This is a genomic window from Micromonospora sp. DT48 (assembly GCF_049844495.1).
GTDB lineage: Bacteria > Actinomycetota > Actinomycetes > Mycobacteriales > Micromonosporaceae > Micromonospora.
In genome coordinates, this window is record NZ_JBNCLE010000018.1 from 88,978 (window position 1) to 112,817 (window position 23,840).

The window sequence follows — 23,840 nt, forward strand, 5'->3', positions numbered from 1 at the left end:
GCCGGTGCAGTACCAGCAGGAATTCGTCCAGGTCGACGACGCCCGTCTCGGCGTCCAGGTCTACCCGGAACCCGACGGCGTCACCGACGCCCCGATGGTGCTGATCACGCCCGCGATGGGCGTACCGGCCCGCTACTACCGCCCGTTCGCCGCCGCGCTGCGCGACGCCGGGCTCGCCGTGGTCGTGACGGACCTGCGGGGCACCGGTCTCAGCACCCCCCGACCGAGCCGGAACTGCCGGTACGGCTACGCCGAACTGGCCGCCGACATCGGGGCGGTACGCACGGCACTCAAGCCACGACTGGACGGTCGACGCACCGTGGTGCTGGGACACTCCCTCGGCGGGCAGGCCGCCGTGCTGCACCTCGCCCTGCACGGCGAGCACGAGGTGGACGGGTTGGCCCTGATCGCGGTCGGCATCCCCTACTGGCGCGACTTCACCGGCCTCCGGCGCTACGGGGTGCTGCCGTACACCCAGGGCATCGCCGCCACGACCCGGCTGCTCGGGGTCTGGCCCGGGTGGGGCTTCGGTGGCCGACAGGCGCGCGGGGTGATCCGCGACTGGGCGCACACCGCCCGCACCGGCCGCTTCCCCGAGGTGGACGGCGTGGACACCGAGGCGGCGGTAGGACGCATCCGCACACCGGTGCTGGCGATCAGCGTCGACGGCGACCAGTACACCCCGCACCCGACGCTGGACCGTCTCTGCGCGAAGCTGACCTCGGCACCCGTCGAGCGGGAGCGGTACGCCGCGCCAGGCACGAACGTGGACCACTTCACCTGGGTACGCGCCGCCGGGCCGCTGGCCGCCCGGGTGGCCGACTTCGTCACCACCCTGCCCGTACGCTGACCCGCCGAGGCGGACGGTCGGTCCGGACGGCGTCGGCGGGCCCGGAGCGCACAACACCACCAGTGCGGCCGACCGGCGCAACGTGACCTGCGTCACGACGAATCACAAACGGGGTCTCCACGGTGTCTTGATGCCGAACGCCGACAGGAGGAGACACCCATGACCCAGCACACGAATGTGGTCGTCATCGGCGGCGGGTACGCCGGTGTCCTGGCCGCCAATCGCCTGACCCGGCGCGCCGACGTGCGGGTGACGTTGGTCAACCCGCGTCAACGCTTCGTGGAGCGGCTGCGCCTGCACCAGGTGGCCGCCGGCTCCGGCACGGGGACCGTCGACTACCAGGACATCCTGGCCGACCGCGTCCGGCTCGTCGTCGACGCCGCGACCCACATCGACGCGAAGGGGCGGCGCGTCACGACCGCCTCCGGCATGACCGTCGACTACGACTATCTGATCTACGCGGTGGGCAGCGGCAGCGCAGACCCCGGGGTGCCCGGCGCTGCGGAACACGCGTACTCGGTCGCCACGCTGGAGGATGCGGAGCGGCTGAGTACGGTCATCGCCGCCGCGCCGAGGGCCTTGGTGACGGTGGTCGGCGCGGGCGCGACCGGCATCGAGGTCGCCGCCGAGCTGGCGGAGGCGGGCCGCACGGTGACCCTGGTCTGCGGCGGTGTACTCGGGCCGTACCTGCAAGCCCGGGGCCGCCGGTCGGTCGCCAGGCGACTGGCCGCACTCGGGGTGACCGTGCTCGACGGCCCCGGCACCCGGGTGACAGCGGTGACGTCCGACGCCGTGCGCCTCGACGACGGCCGCGAAGTCGCCAGCACGGTGACCGTCTGGGCCGCCGGATTCGGCGTGCCGGACCTGGCCGCGCGCAGCGGGCTGAGCACCGACGAGTCGGGGCGCCTGCTCACCGACGAGACGCTGACCAGCGTGGACGACGACCGCATCGTCGCGGCCGGAGACGCGGTGGCACCGTCGGGCCGGCCGTTGCGGATGAGCTGCCAGTCCGCCCGTCCGCTCGGCGCGCACGCCGCCGACACGGTGCTCCGTCGCATCGCCGGTGAGCAGCCCGAACCGATCAACATCGGGTTCTTCGGGCAGTGCATCGCGGTGGGCCGGCGGACCGCCACCGTGCAACTGGCCAACCGGGACGACACCACGAACCGGTTCTACCTCAGTGGCCGGGTCATCGGCACCATCAAGGAGCAGGCCATCAGGGCCATGCTCAGGGAACTGAAGCACGAGGCGCGTCGGCCCGGTTCGTTCAGCTGGCGGTTCACCGACGACAAGCGCCACCAGTTGCTGTGGGCCGGGCACGGCGAATCACCGGTCAACGCGGAGCGGACGGCCTGACCGACGGTCGACGGCACGGTCCGACGGACCGTGCCGTGACCGGATCGGAGCCCGCACGAGGAGAGGTCGAGACAGTGAGTGAGCCCGCCACCGACACGGCGACCACCGCCTTCGTCGCCCACCGCAACCTGCTGTTCACCGTGGCGTACGAGATGCTCGGGTCGGCTGCCGACGCCGAGGACGTCCTCCAGGAGACCTGGCTGCGCTGGGTCGACGTCGACCTGGCGCAGATCCGCGACCAACGCGCCTACCTGGTACGGATCACCACCCGGCAGGCGCTCAACCGGCTGCGCACGTTGCGCCGCCGCAAGGAGGCGTACGTGGGGTCGTGGCTACCCGAGCCGCTGCTCACCGCGCCGGACGTGGCCGAGGACGTCGAACTGGCCGAGAGCGTGTCGATGGCGCTGATGCTCGTCCTGGAGACGCTGTCGCCGACCGAGCGGGCGGTCTTCGTGCTGCGCGACGCCTTCGACATCAGCTACGACGAGATCGCTGCCGCGGTCGGCCGCAGCCCGGCGGCGGTGCGCCAGATCGCGCATCGGGCCCGCCAGCACGTCAGCGCCCGTCGCCCTCGTGAGGCGGTCTCCCCGGACGAGACCCGGGCGGCGCTGGAGTCGTTCCAGCGTGCGGTCGAGACCGGCGACCTTCAGGCCCTGCTCGACGTGCTCGCCCCCGAGGTCGTCCTGATCGCCGACGGTGGCGGCCAGCGGCAGGCGGTGCTGCGTCCGATCGTCGGCGCCGACAAGGTGGCCCGCGTCTTCTTCGGTGGTCTGCGCAAGGTGCCGGGCCGGATGACCGTGTCCCCCACCCTGCTCAACGGCAGCCCGGCCCTGGCCGTGTACCTCGATGGCGACCTCGACGGCGTGTTGGCGGTCCAGGTCGGCACGGCGGGCATCGGCAACATCTACTACGTCCGCAACCCGGAGAAGCTGACCGGGGTCAGGTCGGAGATCCGGCTCACCCGACGCTGACACCCCCGAACGTGGCAGGCCCCGCCGACCGTGGCGGGCCTGCCACCGAAGGCGGCGATTAGCCCGACCGCAGGTGGGTAAGCCGCTGCGCCCGACACGGTGGAAGGGGACCAGATGTCTGACAGCCACACCGCCCTACGCTCGATGCACGACCTGGGCCTAGCGGCCTGGTTCGGCGGCTCCCTGATGGGTGCCTTCGGCGTCAACGGCGCCGCGGCCCGGATCAGCGACTCGACCCAACGGCTGCCGGTGGCGGCGACCGGCTGGAACCGCTGGACGCCGGTCAACGCGGCGGCCATCGGTGCCCATCTCGCCGGTGCGGTCGGCGAACTGGTGACGGAGAGCCCGCGCATGGCGGCACAGGCCGGGGTCGGCCGAGCCAGCACGATCAAGACGGCGTTGACCCTCAGCGCGCTGGCGGTGACCGGGTACAGCCGGATGCTCGGCAAGCGACTCGCCAGGGCCGGTCAGCCGTCGGTCGAGGGCGTCACCGAACCCAACCAGCAGACCCCGGCGAACGTGGCCTCCTGCCAGCGCCAACTGAAGATGCTGCAATGGACGATCCCGGCGCTGACCGGCGCCCTGATCGTGGTCACCGCCTACATGGGTGAGCAGCAGAAGCCCGGGCAGGTCCTGCGCGGCGTGATCGGCCGGGTCGGTGGTCTGGGGCACGCCACGAAGATGATGGGCAAGGGCACCGGTGGGATGGCGGCGGCCAAGGCGATCCGGCAGATGGCGATGTCCGATCGCTGACGGCGGCGTACACCCGCCGACATGCCCATGTGCCGGCATCGGTCTCGGGGTGGACCGACGCCCGGGCACCGACCAGCGAGGTGGCCATGAGCGACCGGGACAGGCAGGACCGGGGCCCCGAGGGTGTCGCGCCCTGGGGTACCACGGGTGGCTTCGACACGGACCCTCCGTGGGGTGCCGGCGGGGATTCGCCGATGGACGAGGGCAGCGAGGAGGCCGCGGTGCCCGAGGGGCGGCGCGGGGAACGGCGCGCGGCCGCCCCGCTCACTGGTGACCGGACTGACCGGCCCGCCGGGCGGCACGGGTTCGGCTCGGTCGAGCCGACCCGTACGCCGGTGGCCGGACCCGGCGCACCGCCGGACCCGGCACCGTCGCGGCGCAGCTTCCCCGACGACGAGGCCGGTGGGGATCTGCCGGACAACGCGCTGGAGGAGGCGACCGGCATGCGCCCGGAGGGCACCGGGCGCGGCTGACCGCGGCACCGTCCGATCAGGACGGTACGGTCCGCCGGCCGACGACCTCGACGAGACCGGCCAGCCGCTGCGCGTCGCGTTGCGCCTGACCGGCGCAGCAGTTGTTGAACAGCACGTGCAGCTCGTCGGCCTGCCCGGCGAGGTCGACCAGCAGGTCGGACCAGCGGCGTAGTTCCTCGTCGCCGTAGGCGTACCGGAACCGGTCCTCCTTGTCGCCGTCGGCCCAGGCGCTGCTGTGACCATGGAACCGGATCATCGCCAGGTCGGCGGTGGCCACCGGGATCGGCGGGACCGAGTCCGGATGCCCCTGCGGCATATCCACGCAGCAGAAGGTCAGCCCCTGGTCGCGGAGGAAGGCCAGGGTCTCCAACGCCGCCGTATCCGCGAACCAGGAGGCGTGCCGCAGCTCGACGGCGACCCGCCACGGTCGGCACCGGGTCGCCAGCTCCGCGATCCGACGGCGGGCCGCCTCACCCCGGGCCAGCCAAGGCGGAAACTGCAACAGCACGGCACCGAGCCGGTCCGCCGCCGCGATCGGGCCCAGCGCCGCCCGGAACCGACTCCACAGCTCGTCGTACGCGGCCGTCGGCAGGTCACGCCGCCGGATGCGGGCCGGTCCGCCGGTCGGACGCAGGTCGGCGGGCAGGGTGGCCACCGGGGTCGGATGGCCGGTGAAGAGGCTGAACGCCTTGACGTTGAAGGTGAACCCGTCGGGGGTGGCGTCGACCCAGCCCTGCGCGGTCTCCGGCGCGGGCACCGCGTAGTACGACGTGTCCACCTCGACCAGGTCGAAGCGGTCGGCGTAGTAGCCCAGTCGGTCGGCCGGGTTGTTCACCTGGCGCGGGTACCAGCCGGAACGCACCAGCGTCCGGTCCGCCCACGAGGACGTGCCCACCTTGATGACACCCATGTCATTCAGTGGACCGCCGAACGGGCCGGTCGGCAACCGCTGGGGCGGTGGGCCCGCAGGCGGCCAGGTCGGGCGGCGACGGTGGTTTGGGACGCTTCCCGACGGGGAGCCCTCCGGGCAGGGGTCACCGACGACGGGAGACAGGGATGCGCGCACTACGGCTGCCCGCCTGGAAGTCAACGCCGGAGCTGGTCGAGGTCGACGAGCCGGAGCCCGGTCCGGGACAGGTGGTGGTGCGGATCGGTGCGGCCGGCGCCTGCCACTCCGACCTGCACCTGATGCACGACTTCGAGGCCGGTGAGCTGCCCTGGAACCCGCCGTTCACGCTCGGCCACGAGAACGCGGGTTGGGTGCACCGGCTCGGCTCCGGGGTGACCGGGCTGGAGGTCGGCCAGCCGGTGGTGGTCTACGGCCCCTGGGGCTGCGGTTCCTGCGTCCGCTGCCGCGTCGGCGTCGACAACTACTGTGAGAACCCGGCCGCCGCGCCGGTACCGTCCGGCGGCGGTGGCCTCGGCTTGGACGGCGGCATGGCCGAGTACGAGTTGGTGCCCGATGCCCGGCACGTGCTGCCCCTGCCCGAAGGGCTCGACCCGGTCGACGCCGCGCCACTGACCGACGCGGGTCTCACCCCGTACCACGCGATCCGGCGCTCCTGGCGGAAGCTGCCACCGGGCAGCACCGCGGTGGTGATCGGTGTCGGCGGGCTCGGGCATATCGGCGTACAGATCATCAAGGCCACCACCGCCGCCCGGGTCATCGCGGTGGACACCCGCGACGACGCGTTGCGGCTCGCCGAGGAGTGCGGCGCGGACCTGACGCTGCGCTCCGGCGAGAACACCGCCGCGGAGATCCGGGCGGCCACCGCCGGACGGGGCGCCGACGTCGTGCTCGACTTCGTCGGCGCGGACCCCACGCTGAAGTTGGGCATCGCCGCCGCCCGGACGTTGGGCGATCTGACCATCGTCGGGCTCGGCAACGGCTCCCTGCCGGTCGGCTTCTTCACCGTGCCCTACGAGGTGAGCATCCAGACCACCTACTGGGGCAGCCGTCCCGAACTACAGGAGGTGCTCGACCTGGGTGCGCGTGGTCTGGTGCGGGCCAAGACCACCAGGTTCAGCCTGGACGACGCGATGAGCGCGTACCGGATGATGCAGGACGGCAGTCTGGAGGGTCGGGCCGTCATCGTGCCGTGAGCCGCCCTCCGGACCGCACCGCCACTGCGTCGACGGTCCGACACCACCCTAGAGTGATCATGTGGTCGCCGCACTGGAGTTGTATCTGGACACCGTCGCCACTCGTCGGATCCGGGTGCTGTGGGACGCCCTGGAGGCCGAGGGGGTGCAGAGCATGCGCTCCCTACTGGAGCAACGGCACCGGCCGCACCTCTCGCTCGCGGTCGCGCCCCGGTTCGACCCGGAGCAGGTCACGGCGGCGTTGGCCGGCACCACGGTGGCGGCACCGCTGCGGTTGTCGTTCCAGCACGCCGGGCAGTTCGTCGGCCGGGTGCTCTGGTTGGGCCCGGTACCCACCCCGGAGCTGCTGGAGCACCATCGGCGGGTGCACGACCTACTCGTGGCGGGCGGAGTGACCCTGGTGGAGCACTACCGGCCGGGCCGCTGGGTGCCGCACTGCACGTTGTCCATGCGGGTGCCGAACGCGCTGATGTCCGCCGCCGTACGCCGATGTCTGGAGATGTTGCCGTTGGAGGCGACGGTGGTCGCCGCCGCCCTCACCGATCATGCCCGCGGCATCTCCCACCCCCTGCCCTGACCCGCGCGGGTCGGGAACGGACGTGCCGGACGGCGGGGTCGGCGGCTCAGGAGGGGTCGGCGGCTCAGGAGGGGTCGGCGCGGCCCTGACGCCAGTAGCCCATGAAGGCCACCGCGCGCCGGTCCAGGCCGCGTTCGGTGACCAGGTGTCGGCGAAGGGTACGGATGACCCCGGCCTCCCCCGCCAGCCAGGCGTAGAGCGGGGCGGTGGGCGGCACGTCGGGTACCTCCCAGAGGATCTCGCGGTCCACGTCGACCTCGTCGACCGGCTGCGGCACACCTCCGTGGGTCGGCGCACCGGCGAGCAGGTCGTCGGCGGCCTCGGCGACGGCGGCGACGAGGCGACTGCCGTGCTCCCCCGCACCCCGGGGCAGCCAGGTCACCTCGACACCGGGTGGGGTGACCATCGGCAGCACGTCGTCGGCCTCGGGTACCTCCAGCAGCACCCGGCCGCACGCGTCCAGCGGTAGCCGCTCGCAGATGCCGCTGATCGCCGGCACCGCCGTCTCGTCACCGGCCAGCAGCAGGCATCCGGTCGACGGGGGCCGGAACTCGACCCCGCCGTGGTCACCGCCGTACGCCGAGTCCGGGCCGACGATGGCGATCTCGTCGCCGGGGCGGACCCGCCGGGCCCACCGGGTGGCCGGACCGCCGTCGCCGTGCAGCACCAGGTCGACGTCGACCTCACCGAGGTACGGCCGGACCGCGCGCACCGTGTACGTGCGGATCGGGTTGCGTTCGTGGTCCGGCAGGGTCCGCCACCGCGCGTACCAGTCCGGTCCCTGCGGCAGCTGCACACCGACCTGGCCGGGCAGCGGCAATGCCAGCTTGATCCGCTGGTCGTAGCCGTTGTCGGCGAAACGGTCCAGATCCGGGCCGGTGAAGGTGACCCGGACGAAGGACGGGCTGAGTCGACGGACCGCGCGGACCTCGACGGCGAACAACCGCCAGGGCGCGACAGGCAGGGTTTGGGTCATGATGCCTCTCTCCGTGTCGGGTCGATGCGTCAGCGGGGTGGGGCGGCGGCGCGGGAACGCCACAGCAGCCAGACGAAGTAGGGAGTGCCGATCATCGCGGTGACCAGCCCGGCGGGGATCTGGGCCGGAGCGATCACGCTGCGGCCGAGGGTGTCGGCGAGACTGACCAGGGCGGCGCCGAGCAGGGCGGCGACCGGGAGCACCCGGGTGTGTCGGCCGCCGACGAGGGCTCGGGCCGCGTGCGGGGCGACCAGGCCGACGAAGCCGATCACGCCGACGGCGGAGACCGCCGTCGAGGTGAGCAGGGCCGCCGCGCCCAGCGCGATCAGTCGGGTCCGTTCCAGCCGGACGCCGAGCACGCGTGGGGTGTCGTCGTCGAGGGTCATCAGGTCCAGTTCCCGGCGGGCGGCGACGACCACCGGAGTGAGCACCAGCAGGGCTATCGCCACCGGCAACACCTGGGTCGCGGTTCGCCCGTAGGTGGAGCCGGAGAGCCAGGTGAGGGCCTTGCCGGTGTTCCACGGATCGAAGGCGACGATCATGAAAGTGATCATGGCCATGCCGCCCTGCCAGGCGCCGAACCCGATCAGGACCAGCCGGTCGGAGCTGAGGCCGCCACGCCAAGCCGCCCCGTACACCAGGGCGAAGGCCAGCATGGCACCGAGCCCGGCGACCCCGGAGACCGCCCAGACGCCGGCCAGCGGCACGAAGGTGAGCAGCGAGACCGCGCCCAACCCGGCACCGGCGGTGATGCCGAGGATCCCCGGCTCGGCCAACGGGTTGCGGCAGACCGCCTGCACGGTGGTGCCGGCGACCGCCAGGGCCGCGCCGGCCAGCAGCGCGGCGGCGACGCGCGGCCACCGCTGGTCCAGCACGAAGGTGTACGCCGGCCCGGTGCTGCCGTTGACCCAGTTGACGATGTCGCCGAGCAGCAGCCAGGTGTCCCCGGCGAGCATGCCGAGCAGGACCGCCCCGGCGGTCACCGTGGCGGCGACGATCACCACGGTGCGGTGGAACGCCGCGGAACGCACGGCCGCGTGGCCGCCGGGCGGACGGCGGGTGGGGCCGGCGTCGCGGTGTCGGCGGGCCAGCCAGATCAGGATCCCGGCGCCGAGCAGGGTGGTCACCACACCGGTGGGGATGTCCACACCGGCCTGGCCACCCATGATCGCCCGCAGCAGCACGTCGGAGCCGAGGACGATGACGACGCCCGCCATACCGGACAGCGGCAGCAGGATCCGGTGCCGGTGGACGCCGGGCACCAGCGGACCGAGCAGCCGGACGATCACCGGTGCGCAGAGGCCGACGAAGCCGACCGGGCCGGTGAGGGTGACCGCTGCGGCGGAGAGCACCACGGCCAGCACGGTGACGATCAGCCGGGTCCGGCGTACGTCGATGCCGAGCACGGTGGCGGTGTCGTCGCCGAGGGCGAGGATGTCGAGGCGGTGACCGAGCAGCATCAACGCCACGCCGGAGGCGACGATCACCGGGGCGAGTTGGGTGAGCGCGTCGAGGTCACTCTGTACCAGGGAGCCGTTGCCCCAGGCGAACAGGCCGATGGTGGCCTGCTCGAACAGCAGGAGCAGCAGCATGGTCACCGAGCTGAGCGCCAACGCGGTGGCCGAGCCGGCGAGGATCAGCCGGGTGGTGCCGGCCTGACCGCCGGACGACATCGCCATCACCAGCCCGGCGGCGGCGAGCCCTCCGCAGAAGGCCAGGCCACCGGCGGGCAACGCGGGCAACGCGATGCCGAACGCGGCGACCGAGACGATGGCCAGGTGGGCACCGGCGTTGACGGCGAGGGTGTCCGGGGAGGCCAGCGGGTTGCGGGCGATCGACTGAAGCGCCGCACCGGCGAAACCGAGGGCGACGCCGATGGTCAGCCCGGCGAGCAGCCGAGGCAGCCGGGAGGCGACGAGCACCCGGGCGGTCTCCTCGTCCCCACCGGTGAGCAGGCGGAGCAGGTCGAGCGCACCCACGGCGGAGGTGCCCTGGGTGAGGTGCACCGCCACGACCACCAGCAGCAGCGCGGTGGCGCCGACGAAGATCCCGACCAGGCGGGGAGTCGAGGGGCGCGGGTCCGGAGCCGGCTGGACAGCCGGCTCCGGACGCGAGGGCGCGGACAGGGTGGTCACACCGCGTAGGTGTTGACGAACTGGTCGATGTACTGCTTACCGGAGAGCGGCCCGCCGAAGGTCCAGATTCCGTCGGGCATCCGGTGCAGGTTGCCCTGCTTGACGAAGGGCAGCGACTTCCAGATGGCGTTGCTGTTCAGGCCGTCGGCGAAGACGTCCGCGCCGTCCGAGGCGTTGTAGAAGAAGTGCAGGTCGGGGTCGGTCAGACCGGTCAGACCCTCGACGTCGGTCTGGCCCAGGCCCCAGGCCGGGTCGGTCTCGCCCTTCCAGGCGTTGGTGAGCCCCAACTGGATGCCGATCTGGGAGACCAGGGCGCCCTCACCGAACATCCGGATGCTGACCGTGCTGCCTTCCTTCCAGCCGTCGGCGATGGCGAACGGCTTGCCGGCGGCACCGGCGTCGGCGATCTTCTTCTTGCCGTCGGCGATCGCCGCGTCGAAGTCGGCGAGCAGCTTCTCCGCCTCGGCGGTCTTGCCGACCGCGGCGGCGATCATGTTGAGGTCCGACCGCATCCGACCGAGGTTGTCCGAGGCGTCACTGCCCTTGGTGACGACGACCGGAACGTACTTCTCCAACTGGCTGATCACGTTGGCGCCGCGGTCGTCCTCCATCACCACGAGGTCGGGTTCCAGCGCCACGATGGAGTCGACGCTCGGCTCACCGCGCGTGCCCACGTCCTTGACGCCCTCGTCGAGCTTGGCGGCGCTCACCCACGTCGCGTACCCCTTAGGGTCGGCCACCCCGACCGGCATGACGCCGAGGCTGACCAGCATCTCGACCTCGCCCCACTCAAGGCCGACGACCTTGGTCGCGGGGGCGTCGAGCTTGATCTCCTTGCCCCGGCTGTCGACGACGGTGACCGGGCCGCCGGCGGCGGGAGCGGAACCGGTGGCCTCGGGCTCGTTGGTGTTTTCGGTGGTGCCGCAGGCGGCCAGCACGATGGTGGCGGCAGCCAGCAGGGCGGTAACACGGGTACGGGACATGATGTTCTTTCTCGGGTGGTGAGTCGTGACCGGTCTGGGCTCAGACCGGGATTCGGGCCAGGTGGCGGCCCACGGGGCGGGTCGTCACCAGCCCGCTGAGCGGGTCGGTGCTGACCTCGATGCGGATGCCGTAGGTCTCGGTCAGGTCGTGTTCGGTGAAGACCTCGGCGGGAGTGCCGGTGGCGCGGACCTGTCCGCCGTGCAGCAGGACCACCTCGTCGGCCACCGCGGCGGCCTGGTTGAGGTCGTGCAGCACGACGCCGACCGCGACGCCGTGGTCGTCGGCGAGGTCACGCATCAGGTCGAGGATGCCGATCTGATACCGCAGGTCGAGGAAGGTGGTGGGCTCGTCGAGCAGCAGCACCGGGGTGTCCTGGGCCAGGCAGGTGGCCAACCAGACCCGTTGGAGTTCGCCACCGGAGAGTTCGTCCACCGGCCGGTCGGCCATCGCGCTGACACCGGTGACCTCCATCGCGCGGGCGATGGCGGCCGGGCCGTCCGGGTCGTCCGCGCGCCACCGGCCCCGGTAGGGGTGGCGGCCGTAGCCGACGACGTCGCGCACGGTGACGCCGTTGGGGATGGGCCGACTCTGGGCGAGCAGGGTGACCCGGCGGGCGTACTCCTTGGCGGGCAGCCCCGAGGCGGCGATGCCGTCGGCGAAGAGGACGCTGCCGCTGGCGAGCGGGTGCAGCCGGGCCAACGCCCGCAGCAGGGTCGACTTGCCGCTGCCGTTGGGACCGACGAGAGCGGTAACCGCGCCGGGGCGCAGGGTGATCGCTGCGCCGTGCACCACAGTCGTGCCGTGGTAGCCCAGGCACAGGTCAACACCGCGTAGGCTCTGCTCAGCGTCGTTCAACGTCAGTACGCTCGACATGCGGTTAGGTTAACCTAACCTAAGTACCTGTCAAGACGCGGGTCGGCTTCACTTCGCCCACACGGCGTGGCCCGGTGAACAGGATCGATCCGTCGCGCTACGTACTTCCCCACTCACGGCGCGGATCCCCTTGCCCGATCGGACACGGGACGAGACGGGCCCACCGGCCCGGCGACGTGAAATCCGTACCAGGGTGGGAGGACAGGGCAGCCGGAGCAGCGGTAACGTTGCGCGTCATCCGCCGCCGGCCTACCGGCGTGGCATTTACCGATCCACCGGAGGATGGGGCATGTCCATCGGCGAGGAGCCGTTCGCAGTCCGCGACGACCTGGCCTCGCGGCCGAACTTCGAGGTCACCCTACGTGGGTTCGAGAAACGACAGGTCGAGCGTTACGTCGAACAGGTCGAAGGCCGGATCGCCGCGCTGTCGGCGGAACGGGACCGGGCGGCGGCACACGTACGGGAGCTGACCGGGAAACTCCAGGCGGTCCAGAGCGAGATCGCCGAGCTGCGACAGCGACCGGCGCAAGTGGACAAGGCCAGCTTCCAGGATGTGGGCCCGATGGTCGGCCAGATTCTTGACCTGGCCGAGAAGCAGGCTGCGGCGATCATCGACACACACACGCAGCGGGCCACGAAACTCCAGGCGGAGGCGGAGAAGACGCTCGCCAACGCGCGGGAGCGCACCGTCAAGGCGCTGGCCGACCTCGAAGAGGAACTGGCCGCCCGGCGGGCCGAGCACGAGAAGAAGTACGAGGAGCTGCGCGCGGCGGCCGACGCGGAGCTGGCCGAGGCCCGGGAACGGGCCGACAAGCTGCGCGCCGACGGGGAGGCCGCACACGAGCGCGCCCAACAGGAGGCGCAGCGGATCGGCGAACAGTGCCGACAGCAGATCGAACAGGCCCGCTCGGCGGCCGAGGCGTTGACCAGTTCGGCGCGTACCCAGATCCACCAGGAGATCCAGGCCACCCGGTCGAAGAGCCAGCAGGAGCTGGCGCAGTGGCGGGCCACGGCCGAGGAGGAGATGGCCGAGCGACGGGCCGCCGCCGAGGAGGACCTGGCCGAGCAGCGCGCCGCCGTCGAGCGGGAGCTGGCCGCCCAGCGGGCCGCCGCCGAACAGCGGGTCAGCTCGATGATCGCCGACGCCCAGCAGTACTCAGCGGAGATCCGCAAGCGCGCCGACGAGCAGGCGGCCGAGGTCCGCAGGCTCAGCGACGAGCAGGCCGCGGCAGCCGAGGAGCAGCTGCACGCCGTCCAGTTGGAGGTCGGTGAGCAACGTCAGGCACTGGCCCAGTTGCACGAGCAGCTGGACGAGGCCGAGCAGCAGCTCGACGAGGCCCGCCAGACCAAGGACGCCACCGAGGCCGACCTGACCCGGCTGCGGCAGTTGCTGGAGGAGACCAGCCGGGAACTGGTGGCGGAGAGCCAGCGACTGGACGAGGTGCGCCGGGCGGCCGAGGCCGCCGAGCGGCACGCCAAGGAGACCCGGGCCCGGGTGCAGCGCGAGGCGAAGCGGGTCGCCGACCTGGCCGCCGCGGCCGTCATGGCCGCCGCAGCCGGTGGTGGCGAGACCGCGGAGTACCCGATGGTGTCTGGCCGCGCCGGCCACGGCGGTGACGACCCGGCCTCGACCGTCGATGGGCAGGCCGAGAACGCGGACGCCGACCGGGGCGGGTCGGACCGCAACGGTGCAGTTGGCCAGTCGGGTCAGCCTCGGCCCGGCTCGAGCGAACTCGGTGCCGGTCTGGAGCACGGTTCACGCCCGCTGATGGATCCGGTGGCCCGCGCGGCGGCGGCGGTGGCGGCCGGGGGGCCGGGCGGTATCAACTGGTTCGCCGGCCAGCCGGCCGACCAGCAGTCCGACCAGGACGACGCGGCGGCAGCAGCCGGGAACGACACCGACCGGGCACCCGAGCCGGCGGCCAACTGATCGGGCCCTGTCTGACCAGGCCCACCCGGGCCGGTGCACCGGCCCACCCGCGCGGGCTGGTGCACCGGCCCACCCGGGCGGGTGCACCAGCCCGCCGGAGCGAGCCGAGGCACCCGGTCCGACCGCACGTGCCGGGCCCGCCGCCGGTTCAACACCGGCGGGCGGGCCCGCTCAGAAGGGCCGCCGTGGCAGCCATCCGAGGAAGCGGTTGCGCGCGCGGGCCAGCGGCAGGCCGGGTAGGTCCCGGGCTGCGGCGAGCAGACACGAGCCCAGGTAGACCGCGAGCGCGGCGCGGGCTCCGCCGAACTCCGCGAGCAGTTGGCTCTGCTTGACCGCGCAGGGCCATTCCTGCCCGCAGCCGGTACACGTCCAACTCGGCGGTGCGGGTAGGTGCTCCGGTGGCTTGGTGGAGCGGTAACGAATGGCGGCACTGTTGCGCCTGCCGACCCGAGGGGCGGCCCGAGGCGGGTCGCCCGGCGCGGCGGACCGGTGGGCGAACAGCTCCCGGCGGGCCAACCCGAGCGCCCCGCCCACCCGGACCAGGGCGTCCGGTCCGGGACGGTAACCGACCAGCGCACCCAGCACGTGGTGCCCCAACAGGTCGAAGGCGTCGGGCCCCAGGGCCAGGTCGCGACAGAACGTGATCAGCCGTGTCGGCGCGGCCACTCGCTGTGCCACCAACGCACAGCGCAGCACGTCCCGCAGGCTGCCGCCCAGGGCGGACATGCGGGATCCCACGATGCCGGTCAGGAGTGTCTCTCCGGCGATCCGCCGGAGCGCCTCAGCCGTCGCCAGTCGGACGATGTCAGTCGGATCCTTGGTCTCCAACACCCCATCCCTTCATCCGTTAGTCGATCAGCTACCTCTCGTTCGACACCCTTCGCATGATCACGGCCACGGACGGTCGACCGCTAGCGCGGCGCGCGCACGCCGGAGCGCGCACGCTAGCCCGAAAACGAAACTCCCCTGACAGGGGAACGAGCGAGATCCCATCGACGGGACGCTTTGTCACGAAACCTTCATGGGAGTCCTTCCTTTGTGGATACCATCGATGGGAATCCTGACTACCGCTCTCCGGATCCACCACGTCCGGGCCTCGTCCCGGCGCAGCGAAGCGCACTCCGTCCAGGTCGATGGAGACGTAGTGAAGACGAAGGTTCCGAACGTCAACCGGTTCGACAGCTGCGATCCGGAGACGGTCCACGACTTCCTGGCGACCGCCTACCGCACCGGTTTCACCGTCCGCGCAGCCGCCGACACGCCGTACCGGTTCCGGCACCACCGGGTCGACGCCGGCTCGTTCTGGCTGGACACGATGGACCAGTCCACCCGGCTCGACATCGATGTCGGACCGCCGACCGCCCTGGTGATCTGCGAGGTCGTCCACGGACGCATCGGCCGCTTCAGCGCCGACGGGGACGGCCGGTTCGGGCCCGGGGAGGTCTTCCTGGTCACCCTTCCCGGCGTGCCCTGCGCGCTGCGCTGGCTGCCGGGCAAGGTCACCACCTGCCTGCTCAACCTGTCCATCCTGGACCGGGTCACCGGCGGTGCCTCCGCCGACCGGGCGAAGGGCATCCAGTTCACCGGCCTGGCACCGGTCTCACCGGCGCTGGCCCGACTGTGGCGGCACACCACCGGCTATCTGAACCACGTCGTGCTGAGCAACCCGTACGCGTACCGCGAGCCGCTGGTCATCGCCAACGCCGCCCGGATGCTGGCGGCCTCGGCCCTCGCGGTCTTCCCCAACACCACCTCGGGCTGGCCGAGCATCACCGACGCCCGCGCCACGACCACCGCGACGCTGCGCCGGGCGACCGCCTTCATCGAGGAGTACGCCGACCGCGACATCGGTGCCGCCGACATCGCCGCAGCGGCCCAGGTCTCGCTGCGCACCCTGCAACTGGCCTTCCGCCGGCACCTCGACACCACCCCGATGGCGCACCTGCGTCGGGTCCGCCTCGATCGGGCCCACCGCGAGCTGATGCAGGCCGACCCGCGTGAGGAGACCGTCTCGGCGATCGCCTCACGGTGGGGGTTCCTCAGCCACAGCCGGTTCACCGCGCACTACCACGCCACCTACGGATATCCGCCCAGCCGCACCCTGCACGCCTGACGATCATCCTGACCGACCGCCGGTGGCGCACCACCGTCCGCCCGATGGCCGCCCGCTGACACCGGTGCCAGAATCGCCCCATGCGGCGTACGCTCGTCGGCCGGGACGGGGTGCTCGACCAGGCCTGGCGCGCACTGCGCGCGCCGGGGCCGGTGCTGTTGGAGGGCCCCGCCGGCATCGGCAAGACGACGCTGCTACGAGAACTGGTCACCGAGGCGACGAACGCCGACTGGTCGGTGCTGACCTGCGCACCGACCGAAGGCGAGGCCGAGCTGCCCTTCGCCGCCCTCGCCGACCTGCTCAGCCCGCTGGCGGATCTGGTGGTGGACCTGCCGCGCCCGCAACGCGTCGCGGCCGAGGTGGTGCTGCTCACCCGGGACAGCGACGAGACCGTCGACGAAAGGGTGGTCGGCGCCGCCACCCGGTCGCTGTTGGAGATGGCACGCACCGCCGGCCGACCGGTGCTGATCGCCGTGGACGACTCGCCCTGGCTGGACCGGCCGAGCGAACGGGCGCTGCGATTCGCCCTGCGCCGGGTCGGCCCCGGGCTGTCCGTGTTGGTCAGCTGCCGGACCGACACCACGTCGACGCCGCCGATCGCGCCGCTCGGGCTCGACACCGGCCCACACCAGCTGACCCGGCTGCCGTTGGCCCCGCTGGGCGTGGGTGCCCTGCTCCATCTGCTGAGGGAACGGGTCGGCACCGCCCTGGGCCGCTCACTGCTGGCCCGGATCGCCCGGGAGGCCGACGGCAACCCGCTGGTCGCCATCGAGGTGGCCCGCGCGGTGCAGCGGCTGCCACAGCCACCGGAGCCGACCCAGGACCTGCCGGTGGCCTCGTCCATGCACCAACTCCTCGGCGAGGTGCTCGCCGGGTTGCCGGCCCGCTGCCGGGAGGCCGTGCGACTGGCCGCCCTGCTCGGCGTACCGCTGTTGCGTGACCTGGTCGCGGCGGGGATCTCCCCCGACGCGTTCGACGCCGCCGAGGAGGCCGGGCTGCTCACGGTCGGTGCGCTACGCGTGGACTTCGCCCACCCGGTCTACGCGACCGCGGTCCGCGCCGGCATCCCGCCCGGGGTACGGCGTGGTCTGCACCGCCGGCTGGCCGGTGTGGTCGCCGACCCGGACGAACGGGTCCGGCACCTGGCGCTGTGCACCACCACGACGGATGCGGTGGTGGCCGACGCGCTCGCCGCGGCCGCCGCCCGGCAGCACGCGCGGGGTGCGCCGGGCGCCGCCGCGAACCTGTACGAGTCGGCGGCGCGGCTCACCCCGGCCGACGACGAGGCGAGCCGGGGCCACCGGCTGCTGGCGGCGGCGCGGTGTCGGTTCGGTTGCGGCGACCACCCGGGAGCACGCGTCGCCGCCGAGGCGGTGGCCGCCGACTTCGACGGTGACATCCGCGCGGAGGCGCTGCTGCTACGCGCCGTGGTGGCGTGGAGCGCCGACGAGTCCGGCGGCACCGCGGTCGAGGCGGCCGGTCGGGCGTTGGCGGCGACCCGCCCCGACTCCCCGCTGGCCGGCCGGATCCACGCGCACCTGGCCCTCTTCGTCGACCTGCCGGATCCGGCGCGGGCCCACGCCGAAGCGGCCATCGCCCTGCTCACCGGTCCCGGTGGGGACCGCGCGCTGCTCGCCGCGGCGCTGCTGCACCTGTTCTTCAACGAGGTACGCGCCGGTGAACCGCCCCGAGTCGAGCTGCTCGACCGGGCGCTGGGGATGGAGGGGCCGGAGCCCTCGTGGTTGGCCGGCACGATCCCGGCGATCTGGTGGAGGTCGATCGACGACCCGGCGCGGGCCCGGCAGCGGCTGGGCAGGCTGCTGAACCTGGCGACGACTCGGGGAGACGAACCCTCCCAGTACGAGCTGCTCAAACATCTCGGCGAGACCGAGCTGCTCGCGGGGCGGTGGTCGACCGCCGAGCGACACATCGCGGCGGCCCGGGAGCTCGGCGAGCTGCTGGGCACCGAGGCGACCGCAGAGATCTGGCTGGCCGGGCTGCTCGACGCGCTGCGGGGCCGGCTCGACGCGGCACAGCAGGTGGCCGAGACCGGGCTGCGGCTCGGCGAGCAGCTCGACGACGACTGGTGTCGGCGCATCCACCTGCAACTGGACGCGTTCGTGGCGCTCTGCGCGGGTCGCCTGGCCGACGCCGCGACCGGGTACGGCCGGCTCGCCGCGGCGGTCGACCGGGTGGGCCTGGCCGAGCCGCTGGCGCAGCGGTTCGAGCCCGACTGGATCGAGGCCTGCGTGGGCGCCGGTGACCTGGCGACGGCCCGCGACGCCCTGGGTCGGCTGGCGGAGCGCCACCGGCGGTTTCCCCGCCCGTGGACGCTGCTGGGCCTGGCGCGTAGCCGCGCCCTGCTCGACAGTGCCGGCGGTGTCGACCCGTCGGCCGCCCTGGCCGACCTCGCCGCCGCCCGAGCCGCCGTACCGCCGGAGGTGCTGCCGTTGGACCGGGCCAGATGCCTGCTCGTCGAGGGCATGGTGCACCGCCGGTCGCGCCGTAAGCGCCCGGCCCGGGAGGCGTTGACCACCGCAGCGGCCGAGTTCGACGCCCTGGGCGCGGCGATGTTCGCCACCCGGGCCCGGGCCGAGGCCGCCCGGCTCGGCGGGCGTCCGCCCGCGCCCTCGGACCTCACCGCCACGGAGGAGCGGGTGGCCCGGCTCGCCGCGCAGGGACGGACCAGCCGGGCCATCGCCGACGAGTTGTTCGTCAGTCCGAAGACCGTCGAGACGAACCTGTCCCGGGTCTACCGGAAACTGGGCATCTCCCGGCGGGCTGAACTGGGAGCCGCGCTGGCGCGGGTCGGTGGATCCGATGATCGGGTCCGTCCCGCCACGTCGACGGCGGGTGCGCGGCCAAAGGCTAGGGAAACGCCGGATTCCTCCACGGCCCCGCGGTCGTAGCGTCGAGTCGTCACCCCGGCGTACCGGCTGCGGGGGTGCACCGGCACCGGCTCGCGGCAGGCAGCCGAGCCCCGTCACGGTGACCGCCCACCGACGCCGGGCCGGACCTGGTCGAGCAGCCCGGCCCGGTTGAAGCCGGGAGTCAGAAGGGACCGAACCGTGCGTCGACTGATCCTGCCCACGGTGCTCGCGGCCGTGCTCACGCTGACCGGCTGCGACAGCACCGATCCCACGCCACCGGAAGCCGGCCCCGGCGTGGACGCCGAGGCGGACCTGGACCTGCCCGCCGACGACGGCGGCACCGAGACCCCGGCCTGCCCGTTCACCGCGGCCCAGATCTCGGAACTGGTCGGCCAGTCGATGGTCGACACCGGCAACTGCGGCTTCGGCGACGGCGCGGGGGTGGCGGTGCTGTCCGTGACGACCGCCTCCCAGGTGGCCGGTGAGATGACCTACGACTACCAGCGCGAGCAGGCCGCGCAGATCTACCAGACGGTGACGGACCTCGACGCCGGGAAGGGCTACCTGGCCGTCAAGGACATCGGTGCGGAGGCCGTGCTGGTGGCCGGCGCGGGCAGCTTCACCGTGACGCTGAGCGGCTTCGAGCGCCTCGGCGCCCAGCCCGACGGGTACGAGCAGGCGCTGCGCCGACTGCTCGACGCCCTGCCCCGGTGAGACGCCGCGCCTACGAGGAGACGACCGTGAGGTACCTCAGGTTCGCCGCGACGGCCGCCGCCGTCGCCGTTCTGGCCGGCTGCGGTGGCGGTGCCGAACCCGCAGCCGCGCCACCGCCGACCACCGAGGTGGTGGAGGCGGCACCGCCCACCGAGGGCCCCGAGGTCGTCGACCCACCGGCTGCGGCACCGCAGGTCGACGCCTGTGCGCTGGTACCCAGGGCGGACGCCGAGAAGTTGGCCGGCACCGCGCTGGAGGAGCCGGTGGCGGTACGCGACACCTGCACGTACACCGGGCCGCCGTCGGGCCCGCTGGCGCAGGTGGAGGTCTACGTGGGCGACGGGGCCAAGAAGATCCTCGACATCGACCGCGATCTGGCGCACGAGTTCGAGACGTTGTCCGGGATCGGCGACGAGGCGTACCTGGAGGAGGGCGCGGTCTTCGTCAACGCCGCCGGGGTCTGGGTGGCCATCCGGCTGATCCGGCTGGACGACCCGGCGAAGTACCAGAAGCCGCTGACCGAGCTGGCGCGCACCGTCGCCGGTCGGCTGTGAGGCGGCGGGCCGCTCACGCCGCCCGCCGTTCGTCCGTGCGCCGACCCACCTCGTCACGCCGCCGTTCGAAGCGTTGCCGGACGGCGGCGACCGCCTCGTCGTCGTGACAGCCGAGGCTGCGCAGCAGGTCGGTGGCGACGGTACGGATCTGGGCCACCACCACGCTGCCGGAGAAGCCGACCCCCTCGTCGTACGCCTCGGCGGCGCGGTCGACCGCCTTGAGGATCAGCTGCTCGGACCGGCTCGGGTGCTGCCTGCTCTCCACCTCGACCTGCAACAGGGCGAGCGCGTCGCCGAAGTAGTGCACCGCCGCCGCCAACCCGGCCGGCACCGGCTCCTTGTCGTGCACCGCGGTGGCCGCCCGGCGCAGCATCTCCTGGCCGCCCCGGACCGCCAGGTCGATGTAGCGGGTACCGCGTTGGTAGTGCTCGAACTCGGCTCGCCGGTGCCAGCGGGCCGGTGACACCGCCACCGCCTCCTGCGCACCGGAGACCGCGTCGTTGAGCAGTGAGAGTTGCGGGCCGAGGTGGGACAGCCCGTCCCGGGCTCGGGCCACCATCGCGCCGTCGCCGCTGGACATGCCGTCGGCGGCGTTGTGCAGTTGCTCGATCAGGGCGGCGAAGAGCGGGCGGGCCGCCCGCTGGATGATCCGCAACGGGTTGGCCGGCAGCACGGCCACCACCACCACGGCGGAGATCGCCCCGATCATCGCGTCGGTGATCCGGGGCAGTTCCAGTCCGCGCTGGATCGGCGCGAGGGTGGCGATCAGCACCGCCGTACCACCGGCCTGGGTGACCACCTGCCCACCCCGGGTCATGGTCAGTGCGAGCAGGATGGCGATCGTGACCACGGTGCCGATCTGCCACGGACCGGTGCCGATGATCATGATGAGGACGTCACCCACCAGGAGCCCGGCCAGCACACCGATCAGCAGTTCCACGGTCCGTCGGGTACGCCGGCCGATCGCGGCGGCGATCGTGCCGACGGCGGCGCTGGGGGCGAACACCGGCGACGGGTGACCGAGCAGTTCGTGTGCCAGCGTCCAGGCCAGGGCGGCGGCCACCCCCGCCTGCACGGCGAGGATGGCGTACAGCTCCAGGCTCCGGCGTCGCTCGCGCCAGCCGATCCGCCGGCTGAGGCGATGGACCGCCGTGGCGACCACGGCCCTGACCCGACCGGCCGCATGACCTGCCCGGTCCGCGCTGTCCCGCACCGCCGCCACGCCGCCGACTACCCCGCCGGGCTGCGCTCATTCGCACTCGGGGCACCATTGCCTCCGCCGGCCGGCACCGTCCCGATCCACGGCCCGGATCCCGGCATCGGCACGAAGGCACGATCGACTCACCGCGAGAACACTTGCCGCCACCTGGGCAGAGGCCCCAAGCATCGCGTTTCGTCGATTGACAAAGTTGTGGATCCAAACTTATTGTGCGAGCCGGCCGGATGTTTCCGGTGGCCCGGCGACGCCCGGCCAGCCACCCGTCGACACCATCACCATGCGAGGAGCGTCATGGCTGGGCTGAAGGGCACACTACGCAGGACACGTTGGCGATTCGGCCTGGTCGCCAGCAGCGTCGCCGCACTACTCGCCGGCGTCGGGCTGATCAACGCCGGAGCCGCCCACGCGGCGGCCGGATGCCGGGTGGTGTACTCCGCCCCCAGCGAGTGGCCGGGCGGGTTCACCGCCAACGTCGACCTGACCAACCTCGGCGACCCGCTCGACGGCTGGCAACTGACCTGGACGTTCCCCTCGGGGCAACGGGTCACCCAAGCCTGGAACGCCACGGTCACCTCCTCCGGTGACGACGTCACCGCCCGCAACGTCGGCTACAACGCCGCACTGGGCACCAACCAGTCCGTGTCGTTCGGCTTCAACGGGTCCTGGTCCGGCAGCAACACCGCGCCGACCACGTTCGCGCTCAACGGCGTCACCTGCACCGGCAGCGTCGACACCACCCCGCCGCCGAGCAGCCCGCCGCCACCGACCACCCCGCCGCCAGCCGACGACCCGATGGCGTACGTGGCCGCCATGCAGCCGGGGTGGAACCTCGGCAACACCTTCGACGCGATCGGCGCGGACGAGACCGCGTGGGGCAACCCGCGCGTCACCGAGGCGCAGCTCGACGCCATCCGCGCCCAGGGCTTCAACAGCATCCGGATCCCGGTGACCTGGAGCAACCACCACGGGCCCGCGCCGTCGTACACCATCGACGCGGCCTGGCTCAACCGCGTCAAGGAGGTGGTCGGTTGGGCGCTGGACGACGGCTTCTACGTCATGATCAACCTGCACCACGACTCGTGGCAGTGGATCAACGAGATGCCGACGAACCGGACCACGGTGCTCGACCGCTACAACGCGCTCTGGACCCAGATCGCCGCCGCGTTCCGGGACCACTCGCCGAAGCTGCACTTCGAGAGCGTCAACGAGCCCCAGTTCGCCAACAGCTCCGGCGACGCCCAGAACGCGCAGCTGCTCCACGAACTGAACGTCAACTTCCACCGGATCGTACGCGCCTCCGGCGGCAACAACGCCACCCGGATGCTGGTGCTGCCGACCCTGCACACCTCCTCCGAGCAGGCCCGCATCAACGAGCTGACCACGACGATCAACCAGCTCGACGACCGCAACCTGATCGCCACCGTGCACTTCTACGGCTACTGGCCGTTCAGCGTGAACGTCGCCGGTGGCACCCGCTTCGACGCCACCACCCAACAGGATCTGATCGACGCGTTCGACCGGGCGCACAACGCCTTCGTGACCCGGGGCATCCCGGTCGTCATCGGCGAGTACGGGCTGCTCGGCTTCGATCGGCACACCGGCACCATCCAGCAGGGCGAGAAGCTCAAGTTCTTCGAGTTCCTCGGCCACTACGCGCGCACCAAGCAGCTCACCACCCAGCTGTGGGACAACGGCCAGCACTTCGACCGGGTCGCCTTCCAGTGGCGGGACCCGGAGCTGTGGGGCCAGATCCGGTCGAGCTGGACGACCCGTTCCGGCACCGCGTCGTCCGACCAGGTGTACGTGCCGCGTACCGGCTCGATCACCGCCAAGTCGCTGACCCTCAACCTGAACGGCACCACCTTCTCCGGATTGCGCCAGGGCACCACCGACCTGACGCAGGGCACCGACTACACGATCTCCGGCAATCAGCTCACCCTCACCGCGAGCGCACTGACCCGACTGGTCGGCGACCGGTCGTACGGTGTCAACGCCAGCCTGCAGGCCCGCTTCTCGGCCGGCGTGCCCTGGCGGATCGACGTGATCACCTACGACACTCCGGTGCTGTCCAACGCCACCGGGTCGACCAGCGCCTTCGCCATCCCGACCCAGTTCCGTGGTGACCAACTCGCCACCATGGAGGCCCGGTACGCCGACGGCAGCAACGCCGGGCCGCACGACTGGACGTCGTTCAAGGAGTTCGACGTGGCCTTCGCCCCCGATTACCCCGCTGATCGGATCACCCTGACCGAGACCTTCTTCGGCGAGGTACGCGACGGCGCGCCGGTCACGCTCACCTTCCACTTCTGGAGCGGGGCGCAGGTGACCTACACCGTCACCCGATCCGGCAGCAACGTCACCGGGGTCACCGGCTGACCCGCCCGCGCCA

Annotated in this window: 20 protein-coding genes; 13 read left to right on the forward strand and 7 right to left on the reverse strand. The window is 72.4% G+C overall.

All coding sequences use genetic code 11. The annotated features are described in order from the left end of the window. Positions 1-4: 4 nt before the first annotated feature. The 5 genes from ACLQ2S_RS21375 to ACLQ2S_RS21395 all read left to right on the forward strand — a co-directional run bounded on the left by ACLQ2S_RS21375 (position 5) and on the right by ACLQ2S_RS21395 (position 4,403). Positions 5-850: an alpha/beta hydrolase family protein gene (locus ACLQ2S_RS21375; RefSeq protein WP_309223812.1), complete on the forward strand. Its 846-nt coding sequence runs from the start codon at positions 5-7 to the stop codon at positions 848-850. 159 nt (positions 851-1,009) lie between these two features. Beyond that, positions 1,010-2,206, forward strand: coding sequence for an NAD(P)/FAD-dependent oxidoreductase (locus ACLQ2S_RS21380; RefSeq protein WP_155221621.1), 1,197 nt, complete (start codon positions 1,010-1,012; stop codon positions 2,204-2,206). Positions 2,207-2,280: 74 nt separating this feature from the next. Continuing rightward, entirely contained in the window at positions 2,281-3,177 is an 897-nt protein-coding gene (locus ACLQ2S_RS21385; RefSeq protein ID WP_309223794.1) for an RNA polymerase sigma-70 factor, read from the forward strand. Positions 3,178-3,291: 114 nt separating this feature from the next. Further along, a complete protein-coding gene (locus ACLQ2S_RS21390) occupies positions 3,292-3,930 on the forward strand; it encodes a hypothetical protein (RefSeq protein ID WP_155221622.1) in 639 nt (212 codons plus the stop codon). Between the two features lie 86 nt (positions 3,931-4,016). Further along, complete coding sequence (locus ACLQ2S_RS21395) at positions 4,017-4,403, forward strand: hypothetical protein (protein WP_425702457.1); 387 nt, start codon at positions 4,017-4,019, stop codon at positions 4,401-4,403. A gap of 16 nt (positions 4,404-4,419) precedes the next feature. Here ACLQ2S_RS21395 and ACLQ2S_RS21400 read toward each other — a convergent pair whose 3' ends face one another. Further along, positions 4,420-5,313, reverse strand: a complete 894-nt coding sequence (locus tag ACLQ2S_RS21400) for a DUF72 domain-containing protein (protein WP_425702459.1) — start codon at positions 5,311-5,313, stop codon at positions 4,420-4,422. A 146-nt stretch (positions 5,314-5,459) separates the two neighbouring features. Between ACLQ2S_RS21400 and ACLQ2S_RS21405 the strand changes: the two genes are divergently transcribed. Both ACLQ2S_RS21405 and ACLQ2S_RS21410 read left to right on the forward strand, forming a co-directional pair. After that, positions 5,460-6,506: an NAD(P)-dependent alcohol dehydrogenase gene (locus ACLQ2S_RS21405; RefSeq protein ID WP_155221625.1), complete on the forward strand. Its 1,047-nt coding sequence runs from the start codon at positions 5,460-5,462 to the stop codon at positions 6,504-6,506. A gap of 61 nt (positions 6,507-6,567) precedes the next feature. After that, positions 6,568-7,083 (forward strand): 2'-5' RNA ligase family protein, encoded by a 516-nt coding sequence (locus ACLQ2S_RS21410; RefSeq protein ID WP_425702461.1) that lies wholly within the window; start codon positions 6,568-6,570, stop codon positions 7,081-7,083. Positions 7,084-7,147: 64 nt separating this feature from the next. Here ACLQ2S_RS21410 and ACLQ2S_RS21415 read toward each other — a convergent pair whose 3' ends face one another. From ACLQ2S_RS21415 to ACLQ2S_RS21430, 4 genes are read right to left on the reverse strand one after another with little or no spacing between them, the layout of a single operon-like run. Continuing rightward, entirely contained in the window at positions 7,148-8,059 is a 912-nt protein-coding gene (locus tag ACLQ2S_RS21415; RefSeq protein WP_425702463.1) for a siderophore-interacting protein, read from the reverse strand. A 29-nt stretch (positions 8,060-8,088) separates the two neighbouring features. Next, positions 8,089-10,185 carry an iron ABC transporter permease gene (locus ACLQ2S_RS21420; protein ID WP_155221663.1) on the reverse strand — a complete coding sequence of 699 codons (2,097 nt, stop codon included), beginning with the start codon at positions 10,183-10,185 and terminating at the stop codon, positions 8,089-8,091. 5 nt (positions 10,186-10,190) lie between these two features. After that, a complete protein-coding gene (locus tag ACLQ2S_RS21425) occupies positions 10,191-11,177 on the reverse strand; it encodes an ABC transporter substrate-binding protein (RefSeq protein ID WP_425702465.1) in 987 nt (328 codons plus the stop codon). Between the two features lie 40 nt (positions 11,178-11,217). Beyond that, complete coding sequence (locus ACLQ2S_RS21430; protein ID WP_425702467.1) at positions 11,218-12,051, reverse strand: ABC transporter ATP-binding protein; 834 nt, start codon at positions 12,049-12,051, stop codon at positions 11,218-11,220. Between the two features lie 289 nt (positions 12,052-12,340). Between ACLQ2S_RS21430 and ACLQ2S_RS21435 the strand changes: the two genes are divergently transcribed. After that, complete coding sequence (locus tag ACLQ2S_RS21435) at positions 12,341-13,981, forward strand: hypothetical protein (RefSeq protein ID WP_155221629.1); 1,641 nt, start codon at positions 12,341-12,343, stop codon at positions 13,979-13,981. A gap of 171 nt (positions 13,982-14,152) precedes the next feature. Here ACLQ2S_RS21435 and ACLQ2S_RS21440 read toward each other — a convergent pair whose 3' ends face one another. Beyond that, entirely contained in the window at positions 14,153-14,812 is a 660-nt protein-coding gene (locus ACLQ2S_RS21440; protein WP_425702470.1) for a hypothetical protein, read from the reverse strand. Between the two features lie 313 nt (positions 14,813-15,125). Here ACLQ2S_RS21440 and ACLQ2S_RS21445 point away from each other — a divergent pair, with 313 nt between their 5' ends. From ACLQ2S_RS21445 to ACLQ2S_RS21460, 4 genes are all read left to right on the forward strand, one after another. Then, a complete protein-coding gene (locus ACLQ2S_RS21445; protein ID WP_425702472.1) occupies positions 15,126-16,094 on the forward strand; it encodes an AraC family transcriptional regulator in 969 nt (322 codons plus the stop codon). A gap of 80 nt (positions 16,095-16,174) precedes the next feature. Further along, a complete protein-coding gene (locus ACLQ2S_RS21450; protein ID WP_425702474.1) occupies positions 16,175-19,003 on the forward strand; it encodes an AAA family ATPase in 2,829 nt (942 codons plus the stop codon). Between the two features lie 159 nt (positions 19,004-19,162). Next, positions 19,163-19,678 (forward strand): hypothetical protein, encoded by a 516-nt coding sequence (locus tag ACLQ2S_RS21455; protein WP_425702476.1) that lies wholly within the window; start codon positions 19,163-19,165, stop codon positions 19,676-19,678. Between the two features lie 26 nt (positions 19,679-19,704). Next, complete coding sequence (locus tag ACLQ2S_RS21460; protein WP_309223798.1) at positions 19,705-20,232, forward strand: hypothetical protein; 528 nt, start codon at positions 19,705-19,707, stop codon at positions 20,230-20,232. A gap of 13 nt (positions 20,233-20,245) precedes the next feature. On the opposite strand, the gene ACLQ2S_RS21465 is transcribed toward ACLQ2S_RS21460, so the two are convergent. Then, positions 20,246-21,394, reverse strand: coding sequence for an FUSC family protein (locus tag ACLQ2S_RS21465; RefSeq protein ID WP_309223799.1), 1,149 nt, complete (start codon positions 21,392-21,394; stop codon positions 20,246-20,248). A 348-nt stretch (positions 21,395-21,742) separates the two neighbouring features. Between ACLQ2S_RS21465 and ACLQ2S_RS21470 the strand changes: the two genes are divergently transcribed. After that, positions 21,743-23,827, forward strand: a complete 2,085-nt coding sequence (locus ACLQ2S_RS21470; protein WP_425702478.1) for a cellulase family glycosylhydrolase — start codon at positions 21,743-21,745, stop codon at positions 23,825-23,827. Positions 23,828-23,840 lie beyond the last annotated feature (13 nt).

Bases quoted from the DNA above. Each gene is read 5' to 3' on its own strand.
- ACLQ2S_RS21430 (WP_425702467.1), bottom strand. From the start codon at position 12,051: ATGTCGAGCGTACTGACGTTGAACGACGCTGAGCAGAGCCTACGCGGT.
- ACLQ2S_RS21405 (WP_155221625.1), top strand. From the start codon at position 5,460: ATGCGCGCACTACGGCTGCCCGCCTGGAAGTCAACGCCGGAGCTGGTC.
- ACLQ2S_RS21435 (WP_155221629.1), top strand. From the start codon at position 12,341: ATGTCCATCGGCGAGGAGCCGTTCGCAGTCCGCGACGACCTGGCCTCG.
- ACLQ2S_RS21390 (WP_155221622.1), top strand. From the start codon at position 3,292: ATGTCTGACAGCCACACCGCCCTACGCTCGATGCACGACCTGGGCCTA.
- ACLQ2S_RS21450 (WP_425702474.1), top strand. From the start codon at position 16,175: ATGCGGCGTACGCTCGTCGGCCGGGACGGGGTGCTCGACCAGGCCTGG.
- ACLQ2S_RS21470 (WP_425702478.1), top strand. From the start codon at position 21,743: ATGGCTGGGCTGAAGGGCACACTACGCAGGACACGTTGGCGATTCGGC.
- ACLQ2S_RS21425 (WP_425702465.1), bottom strand. From the start codon at position 11,177: ATGTCCCGTACCCGTGTTACCGCCCTGCTGGCTGCCGCCACCATCGTG.
- ACLQ2S_RS21380 (WP_155221621.1), top strand. From the start codon at position 1,010: ATGACCCAGCACACGAATGTGGTCGTCATCGGCGGCGGGTACGCCGGT.
- ACLQ2S_RS21415 (WP_425702463.1), bottom strand. From the start codon at position 8,059: ATGACCCAAACCCTGCCTGTCGCGCCCTGGCGGTTGTTCGCCGTCGAG.
- ACLQ2S_RS21400 (WP_425702459.1), bottom strand. From the start codon at position 5,313: ATGGGTGTCATCAAGGTGGGCACGTCCTCGTGGGCGGACCGGACGCTG.
- ACLQ2S_RS21395 (WP_425702457.1), top strand. From the start codon at position 4,017: ATGAGCGACCGGGACAGGCAGGACCGGGGCCCCGAGGGTGTCGCGCCC.